Raw genomic sequence first — 19,444 nt, 5'->3', positions numbered from 1 at the left:
AGGCTGGATTCCCCTCCCAGAAAGTAAGAGGCGGCGCACTTGGCGGAGTGCGCCGCCTCTTGCCGTGCTCAGTCCGCCCAGCCGAAGGAGCGCTCCACGGCCCGCAGCCACAGCGCGTGCCCGCGGTCGCGCTGCTCGGCCGCCATCGCGGGCTCCCAGCGTTTGTCCAGCTGCCACTTCTCACGCAGCGTGTCGGTGTCCGGCCAGAACCCGACCGCCAGCCCCGCCGCGTAGGCGGCCCCGAGCGCCGTGGTCTCCGCGACCGTCGGGCGCACCACGGGCACGTCCAGCACGTCGGCCTGGAAGGCCATGAGCAGATCGCTCGCGGTCATCCCGCCGTCGACCTTGAGCGTCTCCAGCGGTACCGCCGACTCGGCCATCATCGCGTCGACCACATCCTTCACCTGCCACGCGGTGGCCTCCAGGGCCGCGCGGGCGAGGTGGCCCTTGGTGACGTAGCCGGTGAGCCCGGTGATGACGCCCCGCGCGTCCGGGCGCCAGTGCGGCGCGAAGAGGCCCGCGAACGCCGGCACGATGTAGCAGCCGCCGTTGTCCGCCACGGTCGCCGCCAGGTCGTTGATCTCCGGGGCGGAGGCGATCAGGCCCAGGTTGTCCCGCAGCCACTGCACGAGCGAGCCGGTGATGGCGATGGAGCCTTCGAGGGCGTAGACCGGGTCCGCGTCGCCGATGCGGTACCCGACCGTGGTCACCAGCCCCCGCTCGCTCGGCACGGGACGGGTGCCGGTGTTGAGCAGCAGGAACGAGCCGGTGCCGTACGTGCACTTCGCCTCCCCGGGCGCGAAGCACGCCTGGCCGAAGAGCGCCGCCTGCTGGTCGCCCAGCGCGCTGGCCACTGGCACGCCGTGCAGCATGGTCTTCGCCTCGCCGTAGACGTAGGACGAGGAGCCGATCGCGGGCAGCATGACCCGCGGGATGCCGAACGCCGCCAGCAGCTCGTCGTCCCAGTCCAGCGTCGTCAGGTTCATGAGCATCGTGCGGCTGGCGTTGGTCACGTCGGTCACGTGCCGCCCGGTCAGCTTCTCGATGAGCCAGGTGTCGACGGTGCCGAAGTGGATCTCGCCCGCCTCGGCCCGCGCGCGCAGGCCCGGCACGTTGTCGAGCAGCCAGACCACTTTGGGGGCGGCGAAGTACGTGGCCAGCGGCAGGCCGCAGCGCTCCCGGAAGCGGTTCGGGCCCGCGTCGCCGGCCAGCGAGCGGATCAGCGCGTCGGTGCGGGTGTCCTGCCAGACGATGGCGGGGTGCACCGGCTCACCGGTGCGGGCGTCCCACAGGATCGTGGTCTCGCGCTGGTTGGTGATGCCGATGGCGGCGACATCGGCGCGGGAGAGCCCGGCCTGGTCCAGCGCGCGGGTCGACACCGCCTGGACGTTGTGCCAGATCTCGACCGGGTCGTGTTCGACCCAGCCGGGGCGGGGGAAGCTCTGGCGGTGTTCGCGCTGGTCAAGCGCCACGATGGCGCCGTCGGCGTCGAACACGATCGCACGGGTGGAGGTCGTGCCCTGGTCGATGGCGAGGATAAACACAGTGCCATCTTCGCCGAAGCTCTGTCACGTTCGGGACGGAACCTTTCCGGCTCCTGCGGCGGCCCCTAGAGTCCGGAGGCCGGAGCCGTGTCCAATCAGGAGCGACAGTGTCCGTCATCGAGACGCGCATCAGTGTCTGGGAGGCCCTTGCCGGGCGCGCCCCGGGTGCCCCGCTCGGCCCCGCCGATGTCGGACTGTGGCACGCGGTGACCGACCGGCTCAACCCGGCACGGGCCCGGCCCGTGCTGCGCGAGGGTGTCGAGGCGGTCACGCTGACGTCGGCGCGCGGGGTCGAGTACGTCATGCTGCGCTCGCCCGACCACGGCGAGTCGAGCTACGTGCGCCTGACGCCCGAGGAGTACCGGCTCGCGCGGCTCATGGACGGCAGCCGCACGGTGGCGCGGCTCGTGGCCGAGTTCGCGCGCATCTCCGGACGGCTCGCCCCCGACCAGGTGACCCGGATCGTCGCCGACCTCGCCGGCAACCGGATGCTGGACGAGCTGCCCGTCGACGCGTTCAGCAAGCTCCAGCGCGTGCACCGGCGGCCGTGGCCGATCCGGCTGGGCCGGGGGCTGCTGGCCACCGCCCAGGGCCGCCGGGTCGTGCTCGCCCGCGTGGACCCGGTCGTGACCTTCCTGTACAAGGCGGGCGGTCGGCTCTTCTTCACCCGGATCGTCGCGGTGCTCTGCGGGCTCGTGGCGGCGGCCGGCCTCGGCGTGTTCGTGTGGAACTGGTTCCGCGCGGACCAGTCGGTGTTCCTCACCAACGACTCGTACTTCTCCGGCGCCCTCGTCCTGCTCGGCCTGAACGTGGTGGCGCTGGCCTGCCACGAGCTCGGGCACGCGCTGGGCGCCAAGCACGCGGGCCGGCGCGTGCCCGTCGCGGGCTTCCTGGTGTATTTCGGCATCCCCTCCGTCTTCGTGGACACCACGGACGTGTGGATGGCCGGCCGCCGGGCCCGGCTCGTGACCACCATCGCCGGCCCGGCCACCGGCCTGGTGCTCGCCGGCGCCTGCCAGCTCGTCGGCGTCTTCTTCCCCGAGCTGGAGCCCTGGACCTTCAAGCTGGCCTTCGCGTGGTACCTCAACGCGCTGTTCAACCTCAACCCGTTCATGGCCCTCGACGGCTACTACCTGCTCATGGACTGGCTCGAGGTGCCGAACCTGCGCGCCCGCGGCCTCGCCTGGGTGCTCGCCCGGCTGCGCCGCCGCCCGCCGCGCTTCTCCGAGCTCGACCGCGAGGGCCGGCTTGTCGCGCTCTACGGCATGCTCGCCGTCATCTGGATCGCGATCGCGATCAACCTCGTCTACCGCGTCTACACCGACCGCGTGGCCGGCGTCGTGACCGGCCTGTGGAACGCCGGGTGGCTCGCCCGGGGGCTGCTGGCCGTGATCGTCGCGGGGCTGCTCGCGCCGGTGGTGTACCTCTTCTTCGGCTGGCTGCGGCGGCGCGGCCGGCGGGTGCGGGACCGGCTCGGCGAGCGCAAGCTCGGGCGCGACGAGCCCCGCCGGTTCGCCGCGCTGAGCTCCTCGGCGCTGTCCAACCTGCCGCCGGACGCCCTCGCGCGGCTCGCCGGGGACGCCCGCTGGGTGCACCCGCGCACCGGCGACCAGCTCGTCTTCGCCGGCGCCGCCCAGCCGTCGGTGTTCGTCGTGGTCGACGGCGCCCTGGAGGCGAGGCGTCCGGGCGATCCCACCGGTACCGTCCGGGAGCGCGTCGGCCGCGGCGGGATCGTCGGCCTCGCCAACGCGCTGACCGGCGCCCCGGCCGCGCTGAGCTGGATGACCGCGGGCACCACGCTGCTGGCCATCCCCGCCTCGACCGTCTCGGCCGCCGTCGGCCCGCTGCCCGGCCCGCCGCCGGTGGAGCGCGCCGAGCTCGAGACCCTGATCGACGAGACGCCCGCCCTGTCGAGCCTCGGCCCCGACGACCGTCTCGGCCTGCTCACCCGCGCCCGGCCCCTGCAGCTCGGCCCCGGTCAGCCGGTCGTGCTGCGCACCGGCGACGACGCGCTCGTGGTCGAGTCGGGCTCGCTGCTGCTGCCCGAGGGCGTCGAGCTGCACCGCGGGTCGATGATCGGGCCGTACGGCGACGGCTCACCCGGCCAGGTGGCCACCGCCCGCACCCCGGCCCGCGCCTGGCTGCTGCCCGCCGTCGCCGGGCTGCCGCTGCTGCTGGGCCGGTCCGCCGACACGACCCCGTCCGGCGGCCGCCGCCCGATCGCGGGCGCCCACCCGCCCTCGAACTACCCGCCGCTGGCCGCGCCGCCCGGGCCGCCCGCGCCCGCCGACGACAGCGTCGACCGCCGCTTCGAGCGCCGGCTCTGGTGGCTGCTGGTCCTGCTCCTGCTGTTCGCCCTGTTCCTCACCGGCGCGAACCTGTTCACCGGGCCGGTGTGGGCGGAGATGCCGACCGACAGCGCCCTGGTGACCGTCACCCGAGGCGACGCCACCGTGCGCGTCAACGGCATCGACCGCACCCTGACGCGCAATGACAAGGTGTACGTCCAGCAGGGCGACTCGATCCACATCAGCGTCAAGTCGACCGCGTCCCTGACCTTCCGGGGCGGCAGCGCGACGGTGCTCTGCGCCGGGGCCGACCTGCGTGTCGGCGCCCTCGTCAGCGGCCAGGTCAGCGAGCTCGGCACGCCGATCGAGCCGACCGCCGCGCTGACCCTGGAGCAGGGCCGGCTGCTGGTCGACACCACGAGCACGACGACCGCCTTCAAGCCGCTGCGCCTCACGGTCGGCCCGGTGACCAACGAGGGCGCGGCCCGCTTCGCGCTGCCCGCGGGCGGCGATCCCGAGGTGGGCCGCGGCGTGGTGAAGCTGGACGGCACCGTCGTCGACCCGAGCTCCGCGGCCGACCTGACCTGCGGCGACGGGGTGGCGCTGCCGAAGCCGGGCGGGACGCCGACCGTGGTGCCGTCGGCCTCGGACACGCCGTCGGAGCTGCCCTCGCCGAGCGAATCGCCGTCCGCGTCGGCCTCGGCCTCGGACCCGGCGTCCACGGAGGCGACCCCGACGAAGACGCCGACGAAGACCCCGACGCCGACGAGGACCACCGCCAAGCCGCCCACGACGACGCCCGCCGCCCCGCCACCGACGACGACGGCCGGCCCGCCGCCCAACCAGCCGCCGGTGATCACCATCGTGACCCAGCCGGCGAGCCCGATCGACCAGACCCTGAACTCGGGCGCCCCGTGCAACAAAGGGCCGACCCAGGTGTCGATTCGCGTCAGGGTGACCGACGACAGCGGGATCATCAAGGGCGTGACGGTGTCGTGGAGCGGGTTCGCGTCCGGCTCCCGGTCGATGTCCCGCGACGGCGACTACTACGGCAGCATCGGGCCGGTCGACAACAACGGCACCAGCAACCGCGGCGGCACGCTCGCGGTCAAGGTCACCGCCATCGACGGCGCCGGCCTGTCGAGCACGGTGAACGCGTCGTCGGTGACCGTCTCGGCGTGCAGCATCATCATCATCGGCTGATCACTGGCACACATAGGAGCGAGCGTGCTTTGTTGGTTCTGCGCCAAGGCGGCGCGGGGGTCGTGCCGGTTCTGCGGTCGCGGGCTGTGCGAGGACCATGCGAAGTTCGGCCCCTACCTGCTCGAGGTGCACCGCTCGCAGCGCCGCGGGCGGGCGGAGGGGCTCGTGGTGGAGGACGCGGTGCAGTGCGGGACCTGTCGCCCGCGGCCGCAGCCGATACCGATGCCGGAGCTCGACTGAGCTCGGGCGGTACACAATCTGGGGGAAATTGCGATGTCCGACTTCGATGAGGTGCTGGAGCGCCTGCTCGGCGATCCCGCGTTCAAGGCACGGCTGGCGGCCGACCCGCAGGGAGCCCTGGCCGGCTACCGGCTGACCCCCGACGAGCTGGACATCCTGCAGACCCAGCTCGGCGAGGCGGGCGGGGGCGGCGGCCAAGCCCACGTCCAAGCCCACGTGGAGCAGCGCACCAGCAAGGCGAGCATGTTCGGCGTGTTCTCGTCGATCGGCTCCGGCCTCGGCGACGTGCTGCACGGCCACGGCGCCGGGGTGAGCGCCCACGACGTGTCCGCCCGCGGCCTGGGGGTGCAAGGCTCCGGCGGGGCGGACCTGGGCCAGCGGATGCACGACGTGGTCGAGCAGCAGGCCGGCGGCCGCCACGCCGCCCTCGAGCCCGCCGGCGGCGAGCCGGGTGGCGGCTCGATCGCGCACGCCGTGCAGGACGCGGGCGCCGGTGGGCACGGCGCCGGCGACTCCTACTCCCACACCGAGTACCACAGCGAGACCCACTCCTCGGGCACCGTCTACCGCTCCGGCACCTACAGCGGCGCGACCGGCGGCACCCCGGCCGAGTCCGCCGCTCAGGGTGGCGCCGGCGTCGCGGCCGGCCTGGGCGGCTACCAGCCCGGCGGGCACGGCGGCACCGGCCTCGGCGCCGGGCTGCAGGACCTCGGTCAGCAGCAGCCGCACCAGGGCGGACTCGGCGGCGCCCTGTCGGGCGTGGCCGAGCACGCCGGGCACGCGCAGGTTCCCGGGTCCGCACCCACCGACGGCTACCACACGCGCGTGGACTGGGACGGCGACGGGCGCTGGGACCAGCACACCTACGTCAACCGGGCCGACGGCGGCGTCGACATCGTGGTCGACACGAACGGCGACGGGCGCCCCGAGTTCGTCGGGCACGACGTCAACCGGGACGGCCTGATCGACTCCTCCGACGTGGACTCGAACTCCGACGGCGTCGTGGACGCGCGCTACGAGGACGTCAACGGCGACGGGTGGCTGGACCGCCGCACGCGCTGAGTGGCACGTTTCCGGGAGCCGGTCGCTCCCGCCGTTCCCTACCGTTCTAGATGTACCGCGCCGCAGCGGTAGATCGAAGAATCCGGGAGCAGGTTATGAGCGACTTTGACCTCGACTGGGGCATGGAGCACGAACTCCACGTCGACCACGACGGCGGAGTCGACCACGGCCTGGTCGACGCGCACGTATATGAGGGACACGACCAGCACGACACATACGCCGACGCCATCCACGAGGGCGACGCCGGCCATGACACGCACCAAGACACGCATGACGACACGCACGACGGCCACGACTACACCGCCGAGGCCGACCTCGATTCCGTGGACGCCCACCACGAGGACCCGCTGACCCTCGACGAGCAGGACATCGACCTGCCCGACTGGCAGCTGGACACCTCGTTCCTGGACGGCCACTACGACCTGGTGGGCGCGGCCCCTGACGAAAACGACATGTGGTCGCAGTTCATGACCGACATGCACGAAGAGGTCAACCCGTACGCCGCCGGCTGAGTCCCGGTCGGTGCGCTCCGGAGCGCACCGACCGGCCTTCTGCTCACGCCGTCCGGTTGTTCACGCCGTCCGGAGCTTGATCGCGCTCGCCGGCCCCGAGCTCGCGTAGTACCACCCCTGGGCCGTGTCGCAGCCGAGTTCCAGCAGCCGGCTCGCCTGCTCCGCGGTCTCCACGCCCTCCGCCGTGACGCTCAGCTTGAGCGTGTGGGCCAGGCCGATGACCGCCGCCACGATCTCCTGGTCGACCGGGTCCGGCCGCTCCGGCGGGCGCAGCCCGGCCACGAAGGAGCCGGCCAGCTTAAGGCTGTGCACGGGGAGATTGCGCAGGTACGCGAAGTTCGAGTAGCCGGTGCCGAAGTCGTCGATCGCGATGCGCGGGCCGAGCGCGGCCAGGGCGTTGAGCGCCTCGATCGGGTCGTCGCCGGTGCTCATGACCGCGCTCTCGGTCAGCTCCAGCTGCAGGCCCTCCGGCGGCAGCCCGGTCTGCTCGAGGATCGCGCGCACGTCGCGCACGATGGTGCGGTCCCGCATCTGCCGTACGGCCAGGTTGACGCTCATGATCGGGGCGCGGTCGCCCACGGCGCGGCGCCACTCGGCGGCCTGCAGGCAGGCCTCGTGCAGCACCCAGCGGCCGAGCGGCACGATGAGCCCGGTCTCCTCGGCCATGCCGATGAACGCGTCCGGCCCGAGCACCCCGAAGCGCGGGTGCCGCCAGCGCACGAGGGCCTCGACGCCGATGGTGACCCCGTCGCCGAGGCGGACGAGCGGCTGGTACTCGACGAAGAACTCCCGCCGCTCGAGCGCGGCGGGCATGGAGGCCGACAGCTCGTACCGCTTCACCTCGCAGGTGTGCCGCTCGGCGTCGAAGAGCGCGAGACGGTTGCGGCCGTCGGCCTTGGCCCAGTAGAGCGTGGTGTCGGCGGCCTTCATGAGCTCGGCGGCGCTCGTCCCGAGCAGCGGCTGCTCGACCACGCCGATGCTGGCCGAGATACTGATCTCGTGGCCGCCGACGTGGACCGGGGCGCGCACGGTGTCCAGCGCCTTCTCGGCGACCGCGACCACCTCGTCGATGCCGCCGCACCGCTCCACCAGCACCACGAACTCGTCGCCGCCCATGCGGGCCACGAGCTGCCGATCGCCGCTGATCGAGCGGGCCAGCCGCCGGGCGACGGTCTGCAGCAGCTGGTCGCCGACGTCGTGGCCGAGCGTGTCGTTGATGACCTTGAAGCCGTCCACGTCGAGGTAGCACACGCCGACCCGGGCCTCGTCGTCCTGACCTTCGTCGTCCCGGGCCCCGTCGAGCAGGGCCCCGAGCCGCTCGAAGAACAGCGTGCGGTTGGGCAGCTGGGTCAGCGGGTCGTGCAGGGCCTGGTGGCGCAGGCGCACCTGCAGCAGGTACCGCTCCGTGATGTCCTCGAACATGGCCACCATCCACCGGGGGCGGCCGTCCTCGTCGCGGATGATCGAGGCGACCAGGTCCGTCCAGACCCGGTGGCCGTCCTTGTGCACGTAGGGCTTCTCGATGCGGAACTGGTCGCGCCCGCCCGAGAGCACCTCCTCGAACATGGCGCCGGCGGTCGGCGGGTCCTCGGGCAGCACGAAGTCCTCGAAGGACATCGAGCGCAGCTCCTCGGCGCTGTACCCGAGCATGTCGCACAGCGCCTGGTTGACCTCGATCACCTGGCCGTCGATGGTGCTCACGCTCATGCCGATCGCGGCCCCGGCGAAGATCGCCTGGAACCGGGCCTCGCTGACCCGCCGGCCTTCCTCGGCGCGGGCGCGGGCCCACAGCGCCGCGGTGCGGATCTCCTCCTGCTCCTCGAGCACCCGGTCGCGCAGGGCGAGCGCGTAGCCGGACGCGAGCGCGCCCTGGATCTGGGCGACCCGCTTCACCGGCGCGTTGCCGAACTGCTCGGCGAGCACGGCCAGGGTCCGCTCCAGCGTGGTGGGCTCGGTGAAGTGCGCGGCGACCAGCGTCGAGCCGACCTCGCGCACGTCGGTGGGGTCGAAGGTCTCGGCGGTCAGCGCCTGGATGACCCGCGTGGAGAGGCTGGTCAGGAAGTCCTGGACCTCGAGGCCGTTCATCGACACGTAGCTGGTCCCGGCGATCGCCAGCGACCAGGCGCGCGCCATCCGTTCGGCGGCGCGATGGGGGCGGTCCCACGAAGTCGGCGTGGGGCTGATGGCGGTCATGGTCGGCGCGGCTAATCCTTGCGCGCGACGACCGCGCTGCCGACCGCGTTGCCGTCCGGCGGGGACTCCTCGTCGCCGTCGGGGCGCCAGAGGTGGGTCGCGACGACCCCGGGCGGGAGCAGCGTCAGGTCGCCGAGCAGGGCCGCGACCTGTTCGGCGGTGCGCAGGATGAGCGGGGTCGGCGACTTGCGGTACATCTCCCAGGCCTTCTCCTCGGCCGGGGTGAGCGGCCGGTCGAGCCCGGCGTGCGAGAGCACCACGTGGCTGCCGGGCGCTCCGGCGGCGGCGTATGCGGCGACGATGTCGGCCGGGCGCAGCTCGTCCGGGACGAAGTGCAGGACCGCGACGAGCAGGAAGGCGACCGGCCGGTCGAAGTCCAGCAGGTCCCGGATCTCCGGCTGGGCCAGCACCTCGGCGGGGGAGCGCAGGTCGCCGGCGACGACCGCGGTGCCGGGCACCTCGGCCAGGATGGCCCGGCTGTGCGCGACCGCGACCGGGTCGTGGTCGACGTAGACGACGCGCCCGTCGGTGACGCCGGCGTCGGTGAGCACCTCGTGCACGTTGCCGACGGTCGGGATGCCGGAGCCGAGGTCGAGGAACTGCCGGACGCCCTGCGCGGCGAGCTCCCGCACCGCGCGGCGCAGGAAGGCCCGGTTGCTGCGGGCGAGCCCGGCGACGGCCGGCATGACCTTGAGGACCTGCTCGGCGAAGGCGCGGTCGGCGGCGAAATTGTGGGATCCGCCGAGGTAGTAGTCGTAGACCCGGGCCACACTCGGCCGGTCGAGGTCGACGTCGGCCGGGGCCCAGCTGGGACGATCCACGGATCAACACTCCTCGACCTCGGTCGCTTCGTCGCCGAGCATACGTGCGGGCGGGCGGCGAGCAAACCCGCCGCCCGCCCAGACGAGTATCGATCAGCCGATCAAGGCGTAACGGTTGGCCGGCCCCGGAGCAATGGGCCCGGTGGCCAGGTAGGACGTCAGGGCGTCGACGTCGAAGCCGGGCGCGGTGACCCGGCCCGTGCCCTTCGCGAGGTTCAGGAAGCCGTCACCGCCGTTGGCCAGGAAGTCGTTCGTGGTCACCTTGTAGGTGGCCGCCGGGTCGAGGGCAACCCCGTTGAGCTGGATGTTGCTGATCTTCGATCCGGCCGGAGCCGAGGCGCTGATGCTGTACGTGAAGCCGGCCGAGACCTGCAGCATGCGCTGGACGGTCTGGCCCTGGAAGCCCACGAACTGCTGCTCGAGGACGTCCTTGATCTGCGCGCCGGTGAACGACTGGGTGACGACCAGGTTGTTGAACGGCTGCACGGTGAACGCCTCGCCGTAGGTGACCTGGCCGGGCGCCTCGCCGCCGGGGGAGTTGGCGTAGATCAGCGAGGCCCGGATGCCGCCCGGGTTCATGAACGCGATCTGGGCCCCCGCCGAGCCCTTGGTGTAGGCCAGCTGCGCGTCGGCGATGACGTCGCCGAGCGGGGTCTCACCGGAGGCGACCTGGGTCGTGGTGATGTCGGCGCTGATGCTGCCGATGACCTTGTTCGCCAGCGGCGCCACGGCGACGCGGTACTTGTCCGCGATCTTCTTCACCTTGGCGTCGACCAGGGCCGTGTTGCGCACGAAGTTGCCGGAGGCGTCCTTCTGGTACGTGCCGTCCGCGTTCTTCACGCCGTTGTCGACGATCACGTTGGTGCCGGACGCGTCGACGAACTTGCGCGTCTTCTTGTCCAGCGTGACCCGGATGTCGGTGACCAGCGTGCCGGCCGTGCCCGCGCTCGTGACCAGCGAGTTCTTGCCCGAGGAGTTGGGCAGCTCGCAGCTGTAGAACCGGTGCGTGTGGCCGGAGACGACGACGCCGTAGGCCGGGTTGAGGCCCTTGGTGATGTCGGTGATCGGGCCGGCGAAGTTGGCGCAGCCGGACGGGTCCAGCGGCGCGGGCGGGCTGCTCTGCATGCCGCCCTCGTGCACCACGAGGACCATCGACTTGATGCCGAGCCAGCCCAGAATGGTGGCGTACTTGTTGGCCGTCTCGACCTCGTCGTGGAAGTCGACGTTCTTGATGCCCGCGGGGTTGACGATGCCCGGCGTGGCCTCGAGCGTCATGCCGACGAACGCGACCGGCACGCCCTCGTAGAAGCGGATCGTGAACGGCAGCAGGATCGGCAGGCCGTTGGACTTCTGGGTGACGTTGGCGGCGAGGTACTGGAACTTCGCCCCCGAGAACCCGTCGCCGTCCTGGCAGCCGTCGGTCGGGTGGCAACCGCCGAACTGCATCCGGTAGAGCTCGGTGACGCCCTCGTCGAACTCGTGGTTGCCCACGGAGGCGAAGTCGACGCCCATCGCGTTGAGGACCTCGATCGCCGGCTCGTCGTGGAACGCGGCGCTCACCAGCGGCGAGGCGCCGATGTTGTCGCCGGCGACCACCGTGTCGCTGCTCTTGACGCCGGCCTTCTTGGCGTCGTTGCGCAGCTTGGTCAGGTAGGTCGCGAGGTACTCAGAGCCACCGGCGGGAACGCCGTTGATGAGCCCGCCACTGCCGGTCGGCGGGTCGATGTTGCCGTGGAAGTCGTTGAAGCCGAGCAGCTGTGCGGTCGTCGTCGGGCCGGTCTTCTCGGCGAACGAGACCTTGGCCGGGGTCAGTGGCGTCCACCGGTCCGATGCCTGCGATCCGCCGGTCTTGGCCAAGGGCAGCAGTGCGACGACCGCGACGGCGAGTGCGGGCACCGCGAGGTGCTGCGCTAACCGCCAGCCGCGGGCGCTTGGCTGGGCCATGATCTCTCCTTTTGGAAGGACACATGCGTAGATGAACATCCTTGTCGATCGCGTCCGCCGCGCGCGAGCACCACTCGTCGTCGGTTCGGTGTCGTACGGGTAAAAGCGAGGGTCGGCGGCGGGAGGGAACGGACCGGTCGAACGGGCAGTACACACTGCGCGACGATGCAATACCGCTAGGTATCTAGTACGTTGCCGGTGAAGGGACACCTCGCGTACGGAGGCGGCCACCATGCTGAGGCGGTTCACGGCCGTGCTGGTCGTCCTCGCATCGGCCGCGTTGAGTGGGTTGATCTTCCCCGAACGGGTGAACGCCGCCGATCCCGACGGCTGGAAGCCGGTCTTCGCCAACACCTTCGACGATGCGGGCACCCTGCCGACCGGCTGCTCCGCCTACGACGGCGCGCCCGAGGGCGCCCAGGCGAGCTACTTCCGCCCCGAGGCGGTGACGGTCGCCGACGGCCACCTGAGCCTGGCCCTGCACAAGCGCACCTACGGCGGCAAGCCCTACGTCACCGGCGAGCTGCGCTGCGTCGGCGCCGCCCAGCAGTTCGGCCGCTACGAGTTCAAGGCCCGCGCGCCGGTCGGCGCCGGCATCGACTCGATGGCCCTGCTGCGCCCGGTCGACCGCGCCGTGGACCGGCACAACTCGCAGCTGGAGATCATGGCGAAGCCCGGGGCCGAGCAGGCGCTGGTGAGCAACTCCGACGGCACGACGACGAACACCAGGGCGCTGACCGGGACGTTCCGGGACTGGCACACGTACGTCATCGAATGGGCCCCGTCAGGCTTCAAGGTCTACGTGGACGGCGCCCTGCAGTGGCTCGATCCCGCGGTGTCGACGGAGCCGCGGTGGTTCGGCTTCGCCGTGACGACCGGCGACCGGGCCGGCACTCCCGGCTCGTCGACCGCCCTGCCGGCCGAGTTCCAGATCGACTACCTGCGCATCTGGTCCTTCGCCCCGGCGGACGCCGACCCGGGGGCGAGTCCGGTGACGCGGGAGGGTGCGATGCCGGCCGCGCCTGCGGGGGATCGGCATTGGTCGTTGTGGCTGGCGGTGGCGGCGGTGGTTATGGCGGCGTTCGCGTTGTTCGGCCTCGTGGTGCACAAGACTCGGCCGCATCGCCCGAAGTCCTCGCATCGCGCCTGATGCTGTTTGCGCGAAAAGTCGGGCGCTTCGCGCCGCGACTTTTCGGATTTATCGCCTGTCGGGCGGTAAATCCGAATTGGTCGATTCGGGGGCTGTCGTGCGCCGGGGCCGCGGGGCTGCTGGAACGGCGCCTGCGGCTCGCGGGTGGCGAACGCGTCCCGCGGTCCCGCGGGGCACGCCGTGGGCCGGCGGGCCGCGCCGTGGGCCGGCGGGCCGCGCCGTGGGCAGCGCTGAGCGTCCCGCGCTGAGCGCCCCGCGCTGAGCGCGCCGTGAACCGCCCCGCGTCCCGCGGGCCGCGGGCCGCGCCACGGGCCGCGCCTGCGCCACGGGCCGCGCCTGCGCCACGGGCCGCGCCTGCGCCACGGGCCGCGCCTGCGCCACGGGCCGCGCCTGCGCCACGCGCCGCGCCTGCGCCACGCGCTGCGCGCTGAGCGCGCCGTTTGCCGCGCCACGCGCTGCGCGCTGAGCGCGCCGTTTGCCGCGCCACGCGCTGCGCGCTGAGCGCGCCGTGAACCGCCCCGCGCCCCGCGTCCCGCGCCCCCGCGTCCCGCGCCCCCGCGTCCCGCGTCCCGCGCTGAGCGCGCCGTGGCCGCAGCCGCGTGCCGCGCTGAGTGCGTCGCGGGCAGCTGCGGCGCTGAGTGCGCCGCGTTCATCAGCCGTGCCGGGTGCGTCGCGGGCAGGAGCGCCGCGCGCCGGGTGTGTCGCGGGCAGGAGCCGCGTGCCGGGTGCGTCGCGGGCAGGAGTCGCGTCGAGTGCGTCGCGGCAGGAGGCGGCTTCGCTCCAAGCGGATCCGCTGGGGGCGAAACGGCCTGGCGAACCAGCGGCGAGCCGCGAATCATCGGCCGATGAGAATCCTCGTACTCGGCGGCACCGTCTTCCTCGGCCGCGCCCTCGCCCGCCAGGCGCTCCAGGCCGGCCACGACGTCGTCTGCGCCGCCCGCGGCGAGTCCGGCGAGCCCGTCGAGGGCGCCGCCTTCGTCCGCGTCGACCGCGACCGCGCCGACGGGCTGGACGCGATCGAGGGCGCCTTCGACGCGGTCGTGGACGTCGCCCGCCACCCGCACCACGTCCGGCACGCCGTGGGGGCGCTCAGCGGGCGCGTGGGGCACTACACGCTGGTGTCGAGCTGCTCCGCGTACGCCGACAGTGCGACCCCGGGACAGACCGCCGCGACGGCGCCCCTGCTGCTGCCGGACTTCGACGGGGATCCGGGGGCCGGGGCGGAGGAGTACGGGCGGTGCAAGGTGGCGTGCGAGCGCCTCGCGGCCGACGGGTTCGGCGCGGATCGCACGTTCCTCGTGCGCGCCGGGATGATCGTCGGGCCGGAGGATCCGACGTACCGGTTCGAGTACTGGGTCCGCCGGGCGCTGCGCGGAGGCGAGGTGCTCGCCCCAGGCGGGCCGGACGAGGCGGTGCAGCTCGTGGACGTGCGCGATCTGGCCGACTGGATCATCGCCGCGGGCGGGAGCGGGCTGGCGGGGGCGCTCGACGGCATCGGGGCGCCGATGCGCCGGGAGGAGTTCCACGCCGGCTTTGCCGAAGCGGCGGGCGTACCGCAGCAGCTCACCTGGGTCGCGCAGGACTTCCTGCTCGATCGCGAGGTGGCGCCCTGGAGCGGGCCGCGGTCGCTGCCGTTCTGGCTGCCCCTGCCGGAGTACGCGGGGTTCCTGAGCCGGGACGTGACCGCCTCGCTCGCGGCCGGCCTGCGCACCCGGCCGCTCGCCGAGACCGTCCGCGACACCATCGAGGCCATTCGTGACGCATCCCACATCGATGCGAAGAACGGATTGGGTATCGATGAAGAGGCGCAGCTGTTGCGTGAATGGCACGAGCGGTGAGCCGGCGACCTGCCAGTGTTCATCGCGTCACGCTCGCCAAGGCCGGAAAAGGCTGTCGTGTCCCTGACCGTTGCCGATGAACAACCGTGCCCACGAGCGTCAAGCGCCTCCCGCACTGGCGTTCCCAGGGAACTCACAGCGAATTCAGGCGTCTGACGGGCAGGTAGAGCACGTATCACTTGTTGCAACCGAAGCGAACCGGAGCAGTCTCCCGAGCGTCTAGGTAAGTGGTGCAACTCTCAGGGGTCGTCACCGAATCGCCCCTCGGGGCGGAATTCGGCAGGCGCTTTGACTGTTGTGTAGGGGGCATACCCGGGGGGCACCCGTTTTAGCAGGGTGAAACGGGGAAGGCGAAGGATGGAGCGGGGAGGGGCCCGAAGGTGGAGAACGTGAAAGTGGAGATGCGACCCGATACAGGTGCCGAGGAGCGTGACCTGGTCGGCGTGTACCTGCATGAGATCTCCCGCACGCCGCTGCTCGACGCCGCTTCTGAGGTCGAGCTGTCCAAGGCGGTCGAGGCTGGGCTCTACGCCGAGCACCTGCTCGACAGCGACGAGATTCCCGACGGCGTGACCGCGGAGGAGCTGCACCGCCTCGTGGCCGACGGCGAGCGGGCGAAGGACCGGTTCATCCGAGCCAACCTGCGCCTGGTGGTGTCGATCGCGCGGCGCTACGTGCGGTCCGGCATGCCGATGCTCGACCTGATCCAGGAGGGCAACACCGGCCTGGTCCGCGCCGTCGAGAAGTTCGACTACGTGCGTGGATACAAGTTCTCGACATATGCGACGTGGTGGATCCGCCAGGCGATCAGCCGGGCGATCGCGCAGCAGGAGCGCACGGTCCGGCTCCCGGTGCACCTCGTCGAGGACGTCAACCGCATGCGCAACGTCGCGCGGCAGCTCACCCGTGAGCTCGGCAACGACCCGGAGCCGGAGCAGCTGGCGACCGCGCTCGGCGTGCCGGTCGAGCGGGTGCACGAGCTCATGCGCTGGTCGCAGGACACCGTGTCGCTCGACACCCCCGTGGGTGACGACGGCGACACCAACCTCGGCGACCTGGTCGCGGACTCCGACGCCCCGTCGCCGGAGGACGTGGTCCTGGCCGCGCTGGAGCGCCAGCGGATCGAGGGCCTGCTCAACCACCTGGACGACCGTTCGGCCGGCATCATGCGGGCCCGCTACGGCCTCGAGGACGGGCGCGAGCACTCGCTGACCGAGGTGGCGACGCGGTTCTCGCTCTCCCGCGAGCGCATTCGCCAGCTGGAGATTCAGGCGCTCGGCCGGCTGCGTGAGCTGGCCCGGGCGGAGGGCCTGCAGGCCGCCTAGCAAGCAGCTACATCCCCCAAGACGAGCAAGGCCCCGGGTCGGAGCGGACCCGGGGCTTTTTCGCGCGGTGAGACCGAGCCGGCGGCGCGGGAAGGCGCGGGAATCGGTCCGCGGCGAACGGTGGCGGCTGCGCGAACGGCGGCGGCCCGGACCAGGCAGCGGAGCAGTCACGGCGGGCATGCGGCGGCAGTGGCGAGCGGTGAGTGGTCAGCTGCTGCGGTGGCGGCGCGAAGGGATCAGCGGTGAGCTGCGGTGGCGGCGCGGGCCGAGCAGTTGAGTAGTCGTTGCGGCGGGACATCGCTCACGGGCCGCGGAGCTGGGCAGTTCCGCGGCCCGTATGACAGCCATGAGGCGAGTGGCCCTAGAAGGGGTTGCCGCAGACCTTCCAGGATCCACTCTCCTTGATCAGGTCGAAGGTGTGGCTGGACTTGCCGGCGTTCTGGTAGGTCAGGCTGGCGTCGATCTGGGCCGTCTCGTTGCCGTTGTTGTTGCTGTAGGAGCCGCCCCAGCTGATGTCGTGGGCGGTGATGGGGTCCTTCTTGACGTACGCCTCGAAGGTCTCCGGTCCGTAGTTCTGCTGCGCCGAGGAGCACAGCAGGTCGTAGGCGGCCTGGGTCTTGCCGGTCTCGAGCGCGGTCAGGAAGTCCACGGTCGCGGCCTTGGGTTCTTTGGTGGAGCCGTTGACGACAAAGAAGAGCCCGGCGACGCCGCCCCCGCAGCAGAGTACGAAGAGGCCGATCCCGCCGAAAATAATGATCTTCCAGGTTTTACTCACGCGCATCAGCGTATGAATCGAGATCAAGACCTGATGTAAACCATTTGACGCAGGTCATGCCCGATGCGCGACGATTCGCGCGAACGGGAACGGCGTTATGGCGCGGTCGGCACGTGCGCGCGGCCGCGGGCAGAGGCCGGAGCCATGTCCGATGCGAGACAAGCCGCGGGCCGGGAAACGGGGTCGCGAGCCGCGAAAACGGGGCTGCGGGCCGGAAACGGGGTCGCGAGCCGCGAAAACGGGGCTGCGGGCCGGAAACGGGGTCGCGAGCCGCGAAAACGGGGCTGCGGGCCGGAAACGGGGTCGCGAGCCGCGAAAACGGGGCTGCGGGCCGGAAACGGGGCCGCGGGCCGCAGGCCGGGGAATCGAGCGCCGCGAGCCGCGAGCCGCGAGCCGTTTCAGGCCCGCTGTGCGACGACGAAGAGGCGAGGGAACGGCAGGATCGTGCCGAAGGGCTCGCGCGGGTACAGCTGCCGCATCTGCTCCTTGACCTCCGCCGTGAACTCCTCGAGGTTGTTCCCGGAGAGGGCGTCGAGGTAGGGCCGCAGGCCGGTGCCCTTGAACCACTCGAAGACCGGGTCCTCGCCGGGCAGCACGTGGTAGTAGGTCGTCTCCCACGCGTCCACGGTGAGGCCGGCCGCGGAGAGGAGCCGCACGTAGTTGGCCGCGCTCAGCACCGGCGACGCCGAGCGCGGACCCGTGGTGCCCGAGGCGCCCGCCAGCAGCGGTGCCCAGCGCTCCTGTGCCGCCACCGCGACCATGCCCGGGTCGAAGGAGAGCGGCACCTGGAAGGCGAGCGTGCCGCCGTCGTCGAGCGCCGCCGCCCACAGCGGCAGCAGCGTCTCGTGGTCGCCGACCCACTGCAGCGAGGCGTTGGCCACGATGACGTCGAGGGAGCCGCGCTGGGGCCGCCACTCGCCCGCGTCGGCGAGCTGGAAGGTCAGCTGGGCGGTTCGGTGCTCCGCGGCCGCCGCGATCATCGCCGGCGAGGAGTCGAGGCCCAGGATTGCCGCGTCCGGCCAGCGGGAGGCGAGGGTGGCGGTCATCGTGCCGGGGCCGCAGCCGAGGTCGACGACGGCGACCGCGGACGTGGTGGGGATGCGCGCCACGAGCTCGCGGAACGGGCGGGCGCGCTCGTCGGCGAAGCGCTCGTACTGCTGCGGATCCCAGGTCGCCATGCCCCAATGATGAAGGGCCGCCCTTCGATGGGAAGAGCGGCCCTTCGAACAAGCGACGAACTAGACCTTCGGCCGCCCGTACCCGTAGATGCTGTCGACGCCGATCGGCGCCTCCTTCACCACGTCGCCCGTGTGCGGGGCGTGCACGATGGTGCCGGGCTTGACGTAGATGCCGACGTGGCCGAGCCCGTTGTAGAACACGAGGTCGCCGGGCAGCAGCTGGGAGCTGCTGATGTGGGCCACCTTGCTCCACTGGCTGGCCGCGTTGTGCGGCAGGCTCACGCCCGCGGCGCCCCACGCGCCCATGGTCAGGCCGGAGCAGTCCCAGCTGTTCGGACCGGCGGCGCCCCACTTGTAGGGCTCGCCGAGCTGTGCGTAGGCGAAGTTGACGACCTTCTGCCGGGTCGCGTCGTCGACGACGGGCGCCTTGGCGTTGGTCGTGCCGGGCGAGCTCACCTTGGTACTGCCGGCGTTCTTGGCCTTCTTCTGCAGGTCCTCGAGCTTCTTGACGTCGCCCTCGATCTGCTTGCGCTGGTTTTCGAGATCGGCCTTCTGCGTGTTCTGGGCCGCGATCGTCTCGTCCAGCTTGGCCTTGTCGTTCTTGTAGTCCTCGATGCTCTTCTGCTGCTGGTGCGTGATCTGCTGGAGCATCGAGAGCTGGTCCATCAGCGAGCCCGACGACGTCGCGTTGAGCACGATGTTGAGGTTGCGCATGTTGCCGTTGGTCTTGAACGCGGCGATCGCGATCTCCTGGACGGCGCCGTTGGTCGCCGCCACGCTGTCCTCGAGCGTCTTCGCCTTGCTCTGGGAGTCGGCCAGGTCGATGTTGATTTTGTTCCAGGCCTCGACCGTGGCCTCGAGGTCCTTGTTCGACTTGTCGAGCTGAGCCTCGATGTCGGCGAGCGACGGATCCGCGTGCGCGACCGTCGCGGGTGCGAGCACGGTGAGTGAGACGAACCCGATCAGCAGAGTCCGCAGCACCGACCGGCGGGCACGATGTCCAGTGGACAAGGAAAGACCCTTCTGCACCGACACCGCCTACCGGGTTAGCTGACGGGTTCGGGCGGGAAGAGATAGCGCCCTACCGCAGCGTTGCGGATTCACCCCGAGAAGCGCGGGTCCCCGGTTCGCCGCGCGCGCCCGGGGGTGGGTGCGCGCGATGTCGATTCGGCGGCGCTTGCCCGGCGCCGTCCGGGTTGGACGGCGGACTGCCGAGCAGGCCAGAGCCTAACTTAACGTGATCATCTCGCGGGCGAAAGGCGTGCGTCCCGCTCGATATCTATTACCCCAAAAGTCCGTATTACTGCCGGTTGGCCGCCCGTGCCAGACCGTGACATCGGTGCCGGACGGTTACAGATTCGGGGCTTGATT

The 19,444-nt window shown here is 71.7% G+C and carries 14 protein-coding genes and 1 riboswitch; of the genes, 7 read left to right on the top strand and 7 right to left on the bottom strand.

All coding sequences use genetic code 11. The features are described from left to right. Positions 1 to 68: 68 nt before the first annotated feature. Complete coding sequence (glpK, locus tag AC6JBM_RS38105; protein ID WP_497978737.1) at positions 69 to 1,544, bottom strand: glycerol kinase GlpK; 1,476 nt, start codon at positions 1,542 to 1,544, stop codon at positions 69 to 71. Positions 1,545 to 1,651: 107 nt separating this feature from the next. On the opposite strand from glpK, the gene AC6JBM_RS38100 reads away from it, so the two are divergent. From AC6JBM_RS38100 to AC6JBM_RS38085, 4 genes are all read left to right on the top strand, one after another. Next, positions 1,652 to 5,035, top strand: a complete 3,384-nt coding sequence (locus AC6JBM_RS38100) for a cyclic nucleotide-binding protein (RefSeq protein ID WP_497978736.1) — start codon at positions 1,652 to 1,654, stop codon at positions 5,033 to 5,035. Positions 5,036 to 5,059: 24 nt separating this feature from the next. After that, positions 5,060 to 5,275: a hypothetical protein gene (locus AC6JBM_RS38095; RefSeq protein WP_345132159.1), complete on the top strand. Its 216-nt coding sequence runs from the start codon at positions 5,060 to 5,062 to the stop codon at positions 5,273 to 5,275. A 33-nt stretch (positions 5,276 to 5,308) separates the two neighbouring features. Beyond that, on the top strand, positions 5,309 to 6,337 hold the full coding sequence (locus AC6JBM_RS38090; protein ID WP_497978735.1) for a hypothetical protein: 1,029 nt from the start codon (positions 5,309 to 5,311) through the stop codon (positions 6,335 to 6,337). A gap of 95 nt (positions 6,338 to 6,432) precedes the next feature. Beyond that, on the top strand, positions 6,433 to 6,849 hold the full coding sequence (locus AC6JBM_RS38085) for a hypothetical protein (RefSeq protein WP_497978734.1): 417 nt from the start codon (positions 6,433 to 6,435) through the stop codon (positions 6,847 to 6,849). Positions 6,850 to 6,909: 60 nt separating this feature from the next. Here the strand turns inward: AC6JBM_RS38085 and AC6JBM_RS38080 are convergent, their stop codons facing one another. The 3 genes from AC6JBM_RS38080 to AC6JBM_RS38070 all read right to left on the bottom strand — a co-directional run bounded on the left by AC6JBM_RS38080 (position 6,910) and on the right by AC6JBM_RS38070 (position 11,807). After that, positions 6,910 to 9,042 (bottom strand): putative bifunctional diguanylate cyclase/phosphodiesterase, encoded by a 2,133-nt coding sequence (locus tag AC6JBM_RS38080; protein WP_497978733.1) that lies wholly within the window; start codon positions 9,040 to 9,042, stop codon positions 6,910 to 6,912. 11 nt (positions 9,043 to 9,053) lie between these two features. Further along, complete coding sequence (locus AC6JBM_RS38075; protein ID WP_497978732.1) at positions 9,054 to 9,863, bottom strand: SAM-dependent methyltransferase; 810 nt, start codon at positions 9,861 to 9,863, stop codon at positions 9,054 to 9,056. A 93-nt stretch (positions 9,864 to 9,956) separates the two neighbouring features. Then, a complete protein-coding gene (locus tag AC6JBM_RS38070; protein ID WP_497978731.1) occupies positions 9,957 to 11,807 on the bottom strand; it encodes a bifunctional metallophosphatase/5'-nucleotidase in 1,851 nt (616 codons plus the stop codon). A 232-nt stretch (positions 11,808 to 12,039) separates the two neighbouring features. On the opposite strand from AC6JBM_RS38070, the gene AC6JBM_RS38065 reads away from it, so the two are divergent. From AC6JBM_RS38065 to AC6JBM_RS38055, 3 genes are all read left to right on the top strand, one after another. Continuing rightward, positions 12,040 to 12,957 (top strand): glycoside hydrolase family 16 protein, encoded by a 918-nt coding sequence (locus AC6JBM_RS38065; RefSeq protein ID WP_497978730.1) that lies wholly within the window; start codon positions 12,040 to 12,042, stop codon positions 12,955 to 12,957. Positions 12,958 to 13,802: 845 nt separating this feature from the next. Further along, positions 13,803 to 14,795 (top strand): NAD-dependent epimerase/dehydratase family protein, encoded by a 993-nt coding sequence (locus tag AC6JBM_RS38060; protein WP_497978729.1) that lies wholly within the window; start codon positions 13,803 to 13,805, stop codon positions 14,793 to 14,795. 401 nt (positions 14,796 to 15,196) lie between these two features. Continuing rightward, positions 15,197 to 16,120 carry a sigma-70 family RNA polymerase sigma factor gene (locus AC6JBM_RS38055; RefSeq protein ID WP_350620449.1) on the top strand — a complete coding sequence of 308 codons (924 nt, stop codon included), beginning with the start codon at positions 15,197 to 15,199 and terminating at the stop codon, positions 16,118 to 16,120. A gap of 361 nt (positions 16,121 to 16,481) precedes the next feature. Here AC6JBM_RS38055 and AC6JBM_RS38050 read toward each other — a convergent pair whose 3' ends face one another. From AC6JBM_RS38050 to AC6JBM_RS38040, 3 genes are all read right to left on the bottom strand, one after another. After that, positions 16,482 to 16,895 (bottom strand): Rv0361 family membrane protein, encoded by a 414-nt coding sequence (locus AC6JBM_RS38050; protein WP_497978728.1) that lies wholly within the window; start codon positions 16,893 to 16,895, stop codon positions 16,482 to 16,484. A 398-nt stretch (positions 16,896 to 17,293) separates the two neighbouring features. Then, the gene (locus AC6JBM_RS38045; protein ID WP_497978727.1) at positions 17,294 to 18,073 is read right to left on the bottom strand and encodes a methyltransferase domain-containing protein; all 780 of its coding nucleotides are present in this window, start codon (positions 18,071 to 18,073) and stop codon (positions 17,294 to 17,296) included. Between the two features lie 60 nt (positions 18,074 to 18,133). Then, on the bottom strand, positions 18,134 to 19,054 hold the full coding sequence (locus tag AC6JBM_RS38040; protein ID WP_497978726.1) for an NlpC/P60 family protein: 921 nt from the start codon (positions 19,052 to 19,054) through the stop codon (positions 18,134 to 18,136). A gap of 40 nt (positions 19,055 to 19,094) precedes the next feature. Beyond that, positions 19,095 to 19,256: riboswitch (cyclic di-AMP (ydaO/yuaA leader) on the bottom strand. Positions 19,257 to 19,444 lie beyond the last annotated feature (188 nt).

Source organism: Dactylosporangium thailandense (assembly GCF_059739745.1).
This window is presented reverse-complemented; position numbering and strand designations above follow the sequence as displayed.

Bases quoted from the DNA above. Each gene is read 5' to 3' on its own strand.
- AC6JBM_RS38080 (WP_497978733.1), bottom strand. From the start codon at position 9,042: ATGACCGCCATCAGCCCCACGCCGACTTCGTGGGACCGCCCCCATCGC.
- AC6JBM_RS38060 (WP_497978729.1), top strand. From the start codon at position 13,803: ATGAGAATCCTCGTACTCGGCGGCACCGTCTTCCTCGGCCGCGCCCTC.
- AC6JBM_RS38055 (WP_350620449.1), top strand. From the start codon at position 15,197: ATGCGACCCGATACAGGTGCCGAGGAGCGTGACCTGGTCGGCGTGTAC.
- AC6JBM_RS38065 (WP_497978730.1), top strand. From the start codon at position 12,040: ATGCTGAGGCGGTTCACGGCCGTGCTGGTCGTCCTCGCATCGGCCGCG.
- AC6JBM_RS38070 (WP_497978731.1), bottom strand. From the start codon at position 11,807: ATGGCCCAGCCAAGCGCCCGCGGCTGGCGGTTAGCGCAGCACCTCGCG.
- AC6JBM_RS38045 (WP_497978727.1), bottom strand. From the start codon at position 18,073: ATGGCGACCTGGGATCCGCAGCAGTACGAGCGCTTCGCCGACGAGCGC.
- AC6JBM_RS38090 (WP_497978735.1), top strand. From the start codon at position 5,309: ATGTCCGACTTCGATGAGGTGCTGGAGCGCCTGCTCGGCGATCCCGCG.
- AC6JBM_RS38085 (WP_497978734.1), top strand. From the start codon at position 6,433: ATGAGCGACTTTGACCTCGACTGGGGCATGGAGCACGAACTCCACGTC.